Genomic DNA, 12,383 nt, shown 5'->3' on the forward strand with positions numbered 1-12,383 from the left:
CTTATTGCAACGGGTCTGCCCACTGATCGAGAGCATAGCCGCGGCCCTGCGCAGTTCTGACCAAATTTTGACCATGCCGCGCCAATGCACGCCGTATATGGCCGATATGAATGTCGACCGTGCGTGGCTCGACGATAGCGCCCTGGCCCCACACTGCGTCGATGAGGTCCTGCCTGCTCCAAACAATTTCAGGCTTTTGCATGAGCGCTTCAAGCAAACGGAACTGCAACGGCGTGAGTTTGACGCGATGCCCGTTGCGAAACACCCGAACCTGCGAACGGTTCAGCAGCAGGTCGCAATAGGTCAAAACAACTCTCGTGGCATCCGTAGCCGCGATACTGCCTCGGTATTTTTGGAGAAATCCCAGCAAAACAAGGGGATCGAACGGAGGGTTCAGGACCAGATCCAAACGTTCATTGATCTGATTTCCAGTATCGATACCACTCCTGTTCAGTAAAACCAACGCGAGACCTGGAAGCCGTTCCCCAAGGTGAAGAAACTCGGAAAGCTCAGCCTCGCTGCCGTCCCATATCAAGACACTCGGATTCCGTTCGGCGCCTATCTTGGCAGTCGTCAAATTTTTGAGCTGTGATGCGAGTTCCGCATCGAACCCTTCAACCGAGAGCAGATGACGAAGCATCAAAAACAATTGCGCGTCAGATGTTTTTATCAGAACCTTCGACATAACATTCATTGTCCCGTTGAAGCACTATTAAGGCGAAACGTATTCTCCCCCGTTTACATCGATCGTGGCACCATTGACGAAGCCAGCATTTTCCGAAGCGAGGAAAGCGATCAAAGCTGTTACATCGTCAGGGCTTCCCAAGCGGCCGACCGGAATACGCGAAAGGGCATCTCGATTTGAATCGGAATCAACTGGGCTGGTCATTCCGGTTACGATATGTCCCGGCGCAACAATATTGGCCGTAATTCCTGTCCCGCCAAGCGTGGACACGAGAGAACGAAGGCAACCCGATAGTGCAGCTTTTGATGCGGTATAAGCGCTGCCAGCGAGTCTGGGTACCGCCCTGCTAGCAATAGAACCAACCAAAACGATTCTACCGAAGCGCCGTTTAATCAGATCCGGCAAAATACATTGGCAACAAAGGACGGGTCCGATCAAATTGGTTGAAAGGACTGCGTTCCATTCCTCAATCGTTGTCTCGACAAACGCTGCAGCTTTGCCATCTTTTGCTTTGGGCGATACGCCAGCATTACAGATCAGAGTGTCTGGCGAACCCCAATGGTCTCGCACGGTATCGAAAAAGCCGACAATTGCTGTCGGTTCACTTATGTCTACACACCGATACAAGATGGCATCTTTACCGAATTGCGAAATGAGCAACTCTCCAGCCGCCGAGACTCGTTGCCGCGTCTGCCCGAAAAACGCTACTTTGTAGCCTTCACTGGCCAATTGTCTGACCGTTGACAGCCCAATGCCTGAGCTGCCCCCGGTAACAACGGCTATACGCTCGCATACTCCAGCCGTCATGCTGCCTGATCCATTGCCGCAAAAAGAGAAAGTGGAGGATGAGCGTCGGGATCGGTAATCACTTCAATGAGCGATGGTTTGCCACTTTCAATGCTCAGACGCAGCTGCTGCGAGAAGTCAGCAGCATTAGCGACAGTGGCAGATCGACATCCGCATGCTGAAGCGATCGCCGCGTGATCGACCGGAGCAAAATGGCACGCAGTTGTGTATCGGCCGAATTTTACGGTTTCCGCATCTTTCTGGAAGCCCAACACGCCATTGTTCAGAAGGACAACGGTGACAGGTAACTGCATACGTATCATCGTTTCCAGTTCGGCCCAACTATGCGCAAATCCACCGTCTCCTACGATGGCTACCACCGGGTTGTCAGGACGGGCAACTTTGACCCCCATCGCAAGCGGTAAGCCCCATCCAAGGCCAGCAAGCCCGCGCGGCGTAATGAATCTTGTGCCTACCTTGCGACAGCGAAGCTGACCCACGACCCACATAGACGAATAGCTCGCATCCGCCACGACCGTTACGTTATGATCGAGCCAGGGCTGCAATTCCTGCATAACGCGCTCAGGCCTCATCGTGACTGATCGATCCTCAAGAACCGATCGGCGAGCTTCGTCATATTCCGCCCAGAAACCCGCAATTCTCTTTTCGTAAGCGAGGCGCGGCATACTGCGCCGAAGGAAGTCTCTTTTCGATAACGCTTCGCACAAAGCCGTGAGCGTTTCGTGCGCATCGCCATGCAAACGCAACGCCTCGTAATTGCGCCCGATTTCAGCGGGGTCAATGTCAATGTGTATGATTTTCGCTGAAGAAGGAATCTGCTGCCAATTGTCGGTTCCGTTCTGATTGGTGCGTGTTCCGGCAAGGATAACCAGATCGGCTTCCTTCATCAGTTGGCGACTGTAGAAACCCAACGATCGAGGGCCAGCCAGAGATCCCAGAACACCAGCAGATAGAGGATGGAATTCGTCAACGACCCCTTTGCCCATATTAGTCGTGAACACGGGAAGGGAGGCTATTTCCTGAATGCGAGCCAATGCTGCCGCTGCGCCACCGGCATGAATGCCGCCGCCGGCCAGCACAACCGGGTTGTGCGCATCAGCAATAATATCCGCGGCCGTCTGAATGAGATCGTCCGATGGACGAAACCTGTCAAGCGGCCAGTAGCCAAGGCAAGCAGTTCTCGGCTTACCGCTCTTCGGAGCCGGGCTGCGCAGCAGGTCTGCCGGCAACAAAAGCGCAACCGGTCCCGCTCGCCCACTTGTCGCGGCGGTAAAAGCTGCATCTATGTAGTCGTCGACGCGCTCGGCCACATTAAGTCGACGGACCCATTTCGTGCAGGACTGGAAGAGGGCGATTTGATCGATATCCTGAAAGGCGTTCTTGTCCGTTTGGTTCCGCTCGACATCTTGCACAAGCGCGACAACTGGGATGCTCGCTTTCAGGGCTTCGGCTAGTGGTGGAACCAGCAGCGTAGCCGCAGGACCGTTCTGCGCCGCGACGACCCCCACCTTGCCGGAAACACGGGCATAACCGTCCGCCATCGCTCCGCCCATATTTTCCTGACGATAGGCGATCTGGCGAATTCCGCAGGCTTCGGCCGCAAGAATAACAGCGGAGGGGAGACTTTGTGCGAAGATCACCTTTACGCCATGGCGGACAAGTGCTTGAGCGATACGATCAGCAACGCTGTCTGTAATTGCGGCATGTTTCATGGATGGTCCTCCCGAACGGGGTTTTGTGCAAGGAAATTATCAAAAAGCGAGGCAATGAGCTCGACTTCCGTGTCGCCCATCGGGGTCGATAGGCTGGCTGCCGCTCCAAAGGGCAACAGCACGCCATTCCGGGCGAAATACCGTGTGAGCTCTCGCATGCGTAAGGCCTGATCAGCTGACATGATCGAAGCGCGGTAATCAGTCGGCGCTTCACGTTTTGGATGAATGCGGAAGAGGGAGGCGGCTCCGGTGATCGAAAAGGGAGCCTGTCGCGACTGAGCGATCTGCGAAAGACGTGAGCGTAAGGCGTCTCCCAATTCTTCGAGTCGTACGAAGGCATCGGGTGTCAGTGCATTCATGGCAGCAAGACCTGCCGCCATGGAGACGGGGTTAGCGGAGAATGTTCCACCTTGCGGAACAGGCGGCTTGCCGTCCCGTTTTTCGAAGGCCGACATGACTTCGGCGCGCCCGCCGATGGCTCCAATTGGAAAACCGCCCCCGATGATCTTGCCGGTTGCTATCAGATCGGGACCAAGACCGTAGCGGTCCGAAGCACCCGTATAACCTTGCCTGATATTCAACACCTCATCGGCGATCAGCAGAATGCCATGCTTTTGCGCGAAAGTCGTCAGTGCCCCAATAAACCCCTCGTCTGGAGCAAATAGCCCGGCCCGGCTTGGCATAGGATCAATCAAAATACCGGCGATTCGATGCACATGGCTCTCGAGTTTCGAACTGATCTCCTCCTTGTCATTGAACTGGAGGACAATGACATCGTCGCCAAGGCTGGTCGGCGCACCACGATATCCAGGCCGCGCAACGCTTCGACCCGACTCGTCGGTGGGATAGGTACCGGTTTGCCCCGTTTCAGCCCAATCGTAACCTCCGTGATAAGCTCCCTCAAAGCGAACAATCGCAGAGCGGCCTGTGAACGCTCGTGCGGCCTTGATTGCAAACATGACCGCTTCGGTCCCACTATTGACGAAGCGAACTTTTTCCATTGCGGGAATACGCGAGATCAACAATTCAGCCAGTGCGACCTCGTGTTCCGTCGGATTGGAAAAACAGGTCCCGTTCCGCAAAAGCCGCGCAACAACTTCCGCAATAGGCTCGAAGCCGTGTCCGTGAATAAGGGTGGTAAAGTTGTTGTTCAAATCCAGAAGGCGGTTCCCGTCTACATCAACGAGATAGGCGCCATGGCCACGTTCAATGTAAATCGGTATTGGATCTATATCGATCGTGACGCGTGACACACCCTGCGGCAAAGCCCGCAGACCGCGGGCATAAAGGCGTGACGATTCCGTTCTCTGCACCGGAACGTCACGGTGTATTTTCGGATTGGGTATCATTGATTGGGCCTTTTAAACGCGCTTCAGCTAACGCTATTGCGTTGCCTATACAATTTTGTTGCAACAAAAATGTGAAAGGTCAAGCCCATACAACAAAAATCTATCTTATCGTCGAGCGTGCTCGCGCCGCCTGCCGCAAGCGCCGATAGCCATCCCGAATATCGTTCTCGAAGGCGGCGCGCAAGGATGCACCATCCTTGTCCTCCAGCGATTCAATGGCTATCTGGTGGTTTCGTACCCCGTATTTTTCTTCGGCAAACTCCGGATAGAGATCGTAAAGAGATGGGCCAACCCTGAGCCAGGTCCCCTCGATCATGGATAAAAGCCGAGGCATTCCGGCCATTCCATAAACATGAAAATGGAAATCCTTGTTGTGCCGCAAAACCGTATCGTAAGCGCGCCGGTCCAGCGCGTCGTTTATATAACTCTGAATATCCTTAAGTTTTTCAATGTTTTCATCGGTAACCGAGTTTACTGCAAGCTGTGCGGCCAGCCCTTCCAGGGCAAGCCGAATGAGCGTGATCTCGCGCAAGCTGTCTTCGTTTAAAACCGGCACGATTACGGTTTTTGGTCCCGAATAGACCAGTGCGCCTTCACCGGTGAGACGGTTGATCGCGTCCCGCGCAGGAGTTGAGCTGAATCCGAGATCCTCGGCTACGGCTCGGACTGTAAGCTTCTTGCCAGGCTTGTATTCACCTCGTATCAGCCGCTCTTTCATTTCGCGGTACGCCACGTCGCCAAGACTGGGTGCCTGCCCCTCATTGGTGAGATCCGGCAATTTTGTTGTACTCATTTAAGTCGCAATCCCTGTTGACATACCAAATTTATGATGCAACAAAATGACCATGTAAAGTTTTTGCAAAGATTTTGTCGCGTCATTCTAGGTTTTAGCAGCGCGTACTCGTGGAGTCACGCGGTTGCTGGATAGGCACGCCTATGCGTCAGGAACGTCAACGATGTTTTTTGCGTCGAGACCGAATGCACGTGCACAGATACCAACGTGGTTTACGGAGGAGGAAAGATTGATCGGTCAGAAATTAATGCTTGCTGGCGTTCAGAAAAGATTTGGCGAAACCTGGGCTGTCCATGAAACCACGCTTGACATCCGGGCAGGCGAATTCGTTTCCATAATTGGACCGTCTGGTTCCGGCAAAACAACCTTGCTCACCATGATCGCCGGCTTCGAACAACCGACGAACGGCAGGATTCTGGTGGGCGGCATAGATATAACCACGCTCCCGCCCAATCGACGTAATATCGGTATGGTGTTCCAGAAATATGCGCTGTTCCCCCATCTGACGGTTCGGCAGAACATTGCGTTTCCACTGAAAATGCGTCGGCTGGGTTCGAAGAAAGAGATCCAGACACGCGTCGATGAGATGCTTGAACTGATCCGTCTCAATGACTTCGCGGACCGTTATCCGAACCAGTTGTCTGGTGGACAACAACAGCGTGTGGCCGTCGCCCGTGCGTTAGTTTTTTCTCCTCCCGTCATCTTGATGGATGAACCGCTCGGTGCCCTCGACAAGAAATTGCGAGAGGCAATGCAGTTTGAGATCAAGCGCATTCAGGAAGATCTCGCTGCAACAGTAATCTACGTCACTCACGACCAGGAAGAGGCGTTGACCATGTCCGACCGCATCGTGGTAATGCATGATGGCTGCGTCCAGCAGGTTGGTACTCCGTCAGAACTCTATAATGAACCGAACGGCACCTTCGTTGCTGACTTCATTGGGTCTATCAATTTTATTCCGGCAACTTATCGCGGCAATGAAAACGGCAAGTGCATTCTTGATATCTCAGAGGGTGTTGCTGTGGAAGTGGATCCACAACTTCATCCCCAACTGGCACACAAATCTATCGGTTCCGATATCAGGATGGCAATGAGGCCGGAACATGTTCGTATCTCTTCCGGTCAGAGTAGGGGACAACTGTCCGGTACGATCGAGGCGTCCGTCTTCATCGGTTCGAGCACTGTCGTCTTTGTCCGACTTGACGCTTTTCCAAATATCGACCTTCGTGTCCAATTACCTGCAACGGCATCTTCACCGGCGTTTCAAAGGAATAGCCGCGTCGGTGTAAGCTTTGATACCCTCTCACTCCTGACTTTCGACCTTAAGACGAGGTTGGCGGCATGAGTTCCTCGTTTTCCAGTCTGGGCACATTCCTTCAGGGAAGATCCGCACACCAATATCCTCCGCTAACATCCTGGCTTCTGGTGTTACCATTGTTATTTCTATTGGTCGTTGGCTTTATGTATCCGATCAGTCGACTCATCGCGCTCAGTTTTTCGGACGACGCAATAAGCTATGGACGCATCGTAGAGGGAAGTCTTTATCTCGATGTCCTGGCTTCCACAGTAGGCGTTGCGGTCGCTGTAACCGCCATTGGCTGCGTGCTCGGTTTTCCTGTCGCTTTGGTCATGGCAAGAGCGGGAAAGCTTGCCGGGATTATAGCGGCGATTTGTGTGTTCATTCCGCTCTGGACTTCGGTTCTAGTTCGCTCCTATGCCTGGATTGTCCTGTTGCAGCGAAACGGGATTGTGAATGGGGTTCTCAGCGCTTTCGGTTTGACCGAGCAGCCCCTCAAGCTTCTTTACACGCAAGGAGCGGTGACGCTGGCGATGGCACATGTTCTGATGCCTTTCGTTGTATTGCCCATTTATGCGGCGCTCAAAGCTATACCCAAGGACCTCGATCGAGCTGCTCTTAACCTTGGCGCAAGTCCGTGGAAGGCTTTCTTCGTCGTCACGTTTCCTTTGTGTCTTCCCGGGATATTTGCCGGCGCCACATTGTGCTTTGTTTTGGCGCTCGGTTTTTACATAACGCCCGCTCTGGTTGGAGGGCCGGATTCGATGTTGATGGCAACGCTGATCGGTCAGGAGACCACTGTGACACTCGATTGGCCCTTTGCTGCTGCTCTTTCTACCGTGTTGCTCGGCATGACAATTATTTTTGTCGCATGCTTCCGGCGAGTACTGGCGCTCAATAAGGGGTTCGCAAGTGTCCATTAATCAGTTCTCTACAATCAGTTCGAGGCCGGAGATCGGGACTTCAAGAATGTCACTGAAGGGAGGGCGCATGGGTAATCTCGCCTGGAAACTGTTCGCGGCCTTCTTCGTGAGCATCGTATTGTTGTTTCTCATTCTACCCACATTGATCATAGTTCCAATGTCGTTCAGCCAGACGGATTATCTGCAATTCCCGCCGCAAGGTTTGTCGTTGAGATGGTACGCTGCTTATTTCGGCGATCCTGACTGGATGGCGTCAACATGGTTCAGCCTGAAAATCGCCTTGGCGACAGCCGTGACTTCCACCGTTGTGGGAACCATGGCGGCTCTCGCCTTTGTCAGAGGCGAGCTACCCTTCAAAGGGGTGTTCCAGGTACTGACGATCGGCCCGATGATCGTTCCGCATATTGTACTGGGTGTCGCCCTCTATCTGGTTTTTGCACCGCATCAATTGACCGGAACCTTTTCAGGATTTCTGGTTAGTCACACTGTCCTGTCGGTTCCATTCGTGATGATTACCGTAGTCGCGGCTCTGCAGCGTTTTGATCCAGCATTGGAGCTTGCCGCCCTGAACTGCGGAGCAGGGCGTGGCAGAGCGTTTTTCCACATCACTTTGCCGATAATCGCACCAAGTATCGGGGCCGGATTCGTCTTCGCCTTTCTGGCCTCATTTGATGAGGCCACTGTCGCGTTCTTCATTTCGGACATCAGCGGCAAGACGATCGGCAGAAAGATGTTTGAAGACATAGACTTTAATCTGACACCCACCATTGCAGCCGCCTCCACCATGGTTGTCCTGGTGTCAATGTGCCTTATTGCACTGTCGTTCGTACTGTCACGTTCCAAGCAAAACTGAGAAAAGGGGAGATAATTATGACACTTCATAAAGTGGCCGAATTCGCCCGTCGATCCACGGCCGTCGCGACGATAACGCTTGCAATAAGCGGGTACGCTAGCACGACATCGGCCAGCGAGGTCGTGATCGCATCGACGGGAGGGGCGTATGATCGCGCACTAAAGGAAGCCTGGTTTGATCCATTTACAGCGCAGACGGGGATCCGCGTAAAAATTGTGTCCGCAACCAATTCGGAGATGCGGGCGAAAGCCTCAGCAATGGTCAAAGCAGGAAACGTTTCATGGGATCTTTATCTCGATGGAGAAATCCAATCGGAATCGGAAGCTCACCGACACGTAACCGAAGATCTCAGCGAGTTTTGTAAGGCATTCGCCAAACGACCCGATTTGGCGGCGAACGCTTGTGCGCCAGGCGGTGCTTTGCTCCAGTCAACCGCAACGTTGCTCGTCTACCGAAAAGAAAAGGAAGACCAGCGGGAACCGCGGACATGGGCTGATATGTGGAATACAGCCGAGTTTCCCGGAGGTCGAGCATTCCCGAATTTTGATGATCCCTGGCGCGTATTGGCTGCCGCCTTGCTTGCTGACGGTGTGACACGTGACGAACTTTTCCCACTCGATATCGACCGAGCATTCAAAAAGCTGGATGAAATCCGTCCCGCCGTCTCGTTATGGTGGAAGAGTGGCGATCAAAGTGTACAAGGATTTCGAAACAACGAATACGCGCTCGGTCAAATCTGGCTTACCCGTGCACGTGCACTGCAAACTGAAGGCCTCCCGATTGGTTGGTCCTATGAAGCATCGTTCTTGGTTGGCGATCGCATTGCGCTCGTGCGAGGAGCGCCAAATCGCGAAAATGCCCTCAAACTTATAGCTTTTTGGCTTGATAATCCGGCCGCGCAGGCCAAGGCGTGCGATGTCTTGGCCTGTACGCCGCCGAGCACCGAGGCAATTGCAATGATGTCCGAGGAAACCAAGCGCTTCATGCCAACAGCAACACAAGTTCGAGATATCGTCGTGGTTCCAGATGCCAAATGGATCAACGAGAATGCCAGGAAGTTGCTGCAGAGTTGGAATATGTGGGTTCGAGGTTGAACATCGCGATAGTACGCAAGGATACGCCGGACCGTTTCAGTGCCGGCGCCTTGATATCTTCGGAGCGGGCTGAACTGTAAATTTTACCCGCACAAGCGAAAGCAGTCAGCCTGCGGTGTGGGAACAACGCACGAATGAACGCAGCCCTGAAGGACAAGCTCGAAGGTTCAAGGATGTGAAATCCCGGTGTGGTCATTATCCACCGTACGTCATGTTAAATATTTATGCATCGTTTTGGTATAACAAAAAAGTGAACAAAATTTCTACTAGCGTATAAATATTCACATAAATATTGACCTGATAAGAATTGTTATTAAAATTCTTTATAATTTTGATAATTTATGTCGCAACATTGATATCGACGGAGAATGCTGGCCGTGAATCTTAGCGTAAAGATCTGCACACAAAACCCGCAGAACTACCTCATACTTAGTCACATTCTCAGTGTTGCCGGCTATAAGCCGAGCCTCATGAGCCTGCAAGCTCCATCGAACTTGGCAACGGAAGCAATACCATATGCGATACTGTTTGATACAAGCGAGAACACAGAACCCATTCTTGAGCTTTGTGTTGCTATTAAACAAAATTCCACCACCAGGGATATAATTCTCGTAGCGTTGGCTCAATCTTGCAATTCGCTGAATTTTCTTGATTTTTTGCAGGCTGGATTCGACGAATTTTTCCCTCATCCTTTCGTGCCCGAGCGAGTGCTGTCATTTTTACACGACCGGCAAACCGCAACTTTGGAGCGCAAAACATTAGCGTCCGATCGCCATAGCAGTATCCATGTTGGCGAACTGAATATCCTGACAAGCGAAAGGACCCTGAGATTTGGGGAATTGGAAATTCGGTTGACACCCACCGAGTTTCGAATTTTGCGAGGGTTCATTGCCGCACCGGGCCAGGTCATGAAGCGAGAGCAACTGATCAAAATCGGTTGGCCGCCGCATCACTATGTTCAGCCGCGAACCGTAGACGCCCACGTCGGTAATCTGAGGCGTCAGCTATGGAAATTGACCGGAAAGAACCTTATCCGAACAGTTTATACGACCGGATACGCGTTCGAATTTTCACAATAAACTCACAAAGGATAGGAATATAAAGTTTTTGAATAATATATCGGAGAATTCTTCTTAAATGCTTTGTTGCGAGAAAGCATTTAGGAAGTTTTCATACTGGCACCACAATGGAGGATGTGATGCCAAAGAATTCGTTTGAATCGTCTCAAGCTCTATCTGGAACGGGTGTCCGCAACACGGCCAAGTTGATCGGTATTGCAGACTCCCATTTTGACGCTGCCCATCTTCAAGGTGTTATGGCACTTTATGCCGACCCGAGAGAAGGACGCCAGGTCCAGCTACGTGGTCTCAACGAGACCATCGTTGATTTCGTCCGGTGTTCATATCTAGGGTTGGACAACCACCCACGTATTGTCGCGGGAGCCATTGAGGCAGTTCGACAAAACGGTAGTTTGCACTGGTCGTGCGCGCGGACAAGGCTGAACTTCGCGCAGCTTGTCGAACTCGAAGAGGTGCTTTCAACGCTCTTCGAAGCCCGCTCTATTACTTATACGAGCGTTTTGGCCGCCAACATGAGCGCACTCCCACTGGTTGCTTCTGGTCATCTGTCAGACGGTATAAAGCCGACGATGGTTTTCGATCGCTTTGCTCACGCGACCCTTGCCTACCATAAGAAAACAGTGGCCGATGAAACCGCCGTTCAAACGATTCCTCACAACGACTATGAAATGCTTGAGGACATCTGTAAAAAAAACCGAAGCGTAGCTTACATTTGCGATGGCGTTTACTCCATGGGGGGCAGCGCGCACATCGATGAATTGAAACGTTTGCAAGAAAAATACGGGTTGTTTCTCTACATTGACGATGCACACGGTGTATCCATTGTCGGAAGGAAAGGGCAAGGTTATGCGAGATCCCAGTTCGATAACCTTGGAGGTCGAACCATAATTGTCACATCGTTAGGCAAGGGATTTGGAGCATCTGGGGGGCTGCTGATGCTTGGAACCGCCCACCAGGAAAGTTTGTTTCGTCGTTATGCTATTGCGCACGCATTCTCAGCGTCACTCAATACTGCCGCTATTGGTGCTGGGCTGGCTTCAGCTGAAATCCATCAGTCTTCAGAGCTAGGGCAACGACAGGCCGCATTGCAGGACAATATCGCACTTTTCGACAGACTGATCCCCACAGCTCAATCGGGCTCCGCGCTGCCGATCCGCATTATCCGCATCGGCGATGAAATGACATCTATTGGGTGTGCCCAGGAGCTTTTGAAGAACAATTTCTACGCCTCAGCTATCTTCTTTCCAACCGTAGCCAGGGGCGAAGCAGGACTACGGGTTTCCATTACCGCCAGCCATCAGGCGAATGAGATTGAGAGTTTTTGCAGCGCTGTCAAAGAGCTCCTGATCGATAATGGCTAGCCCCAACTGGCTCGATCAGGGAAACAGATTTCTATAGTCATCATGTTATCGAGAACCGGTCTGCTCCGTGACACCTGACTTTCGTGACGACCAGCAGTAGTTAAACGATAATAGATTTCCCGTCTGAGAACAACGACGACGGTGCAATCAGTTTCGCGACCGTAATGGGAGAAATGCACTCTGCACGTTGCGACGTAAGGAACTTACGGCTTCCATGATGAAAAATATCACATACACGTACAGTACCGAAGCGTTCGTACCTCATTCCAACCCGGAGGAGGCAGGCAAATTTCTATGCATTGAGTTCAGCGCATGTTTGGTGTCTGTCGAAATCATTGGCCGGAACAGTGTTATCAGTTTCGGCGATGGTTGCGCGTTTCTGCGGCCCGTCGCGGATGGCATTCACGTTCGAGTGGAGGCTACGTGCCTC

11 protein-coding genes are annotated in these 12,383 nt (G+C 52.2%); 6 read left to right on the forward strand and 5 right to left on the reverse strand.

Annotation, left to right across the window (positions count from 1 at the left end; genetic code table 11):
- Position 1: 1 nt before the first annotated feature.
- The 5 genes from FHW03_RS19445 to FHW03_RS19465 all read right to left on the reverse strand — a co-directional run bounded on the left by FHW03_RS19445 (position 2) and on the right by FHW03_RS19465 (position 5,346).
- Entirely contained in the window at positions 2–685 is a 684-nt protein-coding gene (locus FHW03_RS19445) for a winged helix-turn-helix domain-containing protein (RefSeq protein ID WP_377515251.1), read from the reverse strand.
- Between the two features lie 27 nt (positions 686–712).
- Positions 713–1,492 carry a 3-oxoacyl-ACP reductase FabG gene (gene fabG / locus FHW03_RS19450; RefSeq protein ID WP_182522122.1) on the reverse strand — a complete coding sequence of 260 codons (780 nt, stop codon included), beginning with the start codon at positions 1,490–1,492 and terminating at the stop codon, positions 713–715.
- The gene (locus FHW03_RS19455; RefSeq protein WP_182522123.1) at positions 1,489–3,204 is read right to left on the reverse strand and encodes an acetolactate synthase catalytic subunit; all 1,716 of its coding nucleotides are present in this window, start codon (positions 3,202–3,204) and stop codon (positions 1,489–1,491) included. Before FHW03_RS19455 ends, fabG begins: the two co-directional genes overlap by 4 nt.
- Positions 3,201–4,553, reverse strand: coding sequence for an aspartate aminotransferase family protein (locus tag FHW03_RS19460; protein WP_182522124.1), 1,353 nt, complete (start codon positions 4,551–4,553; stop codon positions 3,201–3,203). Before FHW03_RS19460 ends, FHW03_RS19455 begins: the two co-directional genes overlap by 4 nt.
- Before the next feature lie 100 nt (positions 4,554–4,653).
- A complete protein-coding gene (locus tag FHW03_RS19465) occupies positions 4,654–5,346 on the reverse strand; it encodes a GntR family transcriptional regulator (protein WP_182522125.1) in 693 nt (230 codons plus the stop codon).
- 229 nt (positions 5,347–5,575) lie between these two features.
- Between FHW03_RS19465 and FHW03_RS19470 the strand changes: the two genes are divergently transcribed.
- The 6 genes from FHW03_RS19470 (at position 5,576) to FHW03_RS19495 (ending at position 11,953) form a co-directional block, all read left to right on the forward strand.
- Entirely contained in the window at positions 5,576–6,691 is a 1,116-nt protein-coding gene (locus FHW03_RS19470; RefSeq protein ID WP_182522126.1) for an ABC transporter ATP-binding protein, read from the forward strand.
- On the forward strand, positions 6,688–7,566 hold the full coding sequence (locus tag FHW03_RS19475) for an ABC transporter permease (RefSeq protein WP_182522127.1): 879 nt from the start codon (positions 6,688–6,690) through the stop codon (positions 7,564–7,566). Before FHW03_RS19470 ends, FHW03_RS19475 begins: the two co-directional genes overlap by 4 nt.
- A 67-nt stretch (positions 7,567–7,633) precedes the next feature.
- Complete coding sequence (locus FHW03_RS19480) at positions 7,634–8,419, forward strand: ABC transporter permease (RefSeq protein ID WP_182522128.1); 786 nt, start codon at positions 7,634–7,636, stop codon at positions 8,417–8,419.
- 17 nt (positions 8,420–8,436) lie between these two features.
- A complete protein-coding gene (locus tag FHW03_RS19485) occupies positions 8,437–9,513 on the forward strand; it encodes an ABC transporter substrate-binding protein (protein WP_182522129.1) in 1,077 nt (358 codons plus the stop codon).
- A gap of 368 nt (positions 9,514–9,881) precedes the next feature.
- Positions 9,882–10,592, forward strand: coding sequence for a winged helix-turn-helix domain-containing protein (locus FHW03_RS19490; RefSeq protein WP_377515256.1), 711 nt, complete (start codon positions 9,882–9,884; stop codon positions 10,590–10,592).
- 119 nt (positions 10,593–10,711) lie between these two features.
- On the forward strand, positions 10,712–11,953 hold the full coding sequence (locus FHW03_RS19495; protein WP_182522130.1) for an aminotransferase class I/II-fold pyridoxal phosphate-dependent enzyme: 1,242 nt from the start codon (positions 10,712–10,714) through the stop codon (positions 11,951–11,953).
- The last annotated feature ends 430 nt before the right edge of the window (positions 11,954–12,383 follow it).

This window comes from Ochrobactrum sp. RH2CCR150 (genome assembly GCA_014138095.1).
Taxonomy (GTDB): Bacteria; Pseudomonadota; Alphaproteobacteria; order Rhizobiales; family Rhizobiaceae; genus Brucella; species Brucella gambitense.

Coding starts and splice junctions, on each gene's coding strand:
- FHW03_RS19495 (WP_182522130.1), top strand. CDS start 10,712: ATGCCAAAGAATTCGTTTGAATCGTCTCAAGCTCTATCTGGAACGGGT.
- FHW03_RS19445 (WP_377515251.1), bottom strand. CDS start 685: ATGTCGAAGGTTCTGATAAAAACATCTGACGCGCAATTGTTTTTGATG.
- FHW03_RS19465 (WP_182522125.1), bottom strand. CDS start 5,346: ATGAGTACAACAAAATTGCCGGATCTCACCAATGAGGGGCAGGCACCC.
- FHW03_RS19480 (WP_182522128.1), top strand. CDS start 7,634: ATGGGTAATCTCGCCTGGAAACTGTTCGCGGCCTTCTTCGTGAGCATC.
- FHW03_RS19490 (WP_377515256.1), top strand. CDS start 9,882: ATGCTGGCCGTGAATCTTAGCGTAAAGATCTGCACACAAAACCCGCAG.
- FHW03_RS19460 (WP_182522124.1), bottom strand. CDS start 4,553: ATGATACCCAATCCGAAAATACACCGTGACGTTCCGGTGCAGAGAACG.
- fabG (WP_182522122.1), bottom strand. CDS start 1,492: ATGACGGCTGGAGTATGCGAGCGTATAGCCGTTGTTACCGGGGGCAGC.
- FHW03_RS19455 (WP_182522123.1), bottom strand. CDS start 3,204: ATGAAACATGCCGCAATTACAGACAGCGTTGCTGATCGTATCGCTCAA.
- FHW03_RS19485 (WP_182522129.1), top strand. CDS start 8,437: ATGACACTTCATAAAGTGGCCGAATTCGCCCGTCGATCCACGGCCGTC.
- FHW03_RS19475 (WP_182522127.1), top strand. CDS start 6,688: ATGAGTTCCTCGTTTTCCAGTCTGGGCACATTCCTTCAGGGAAGATCC.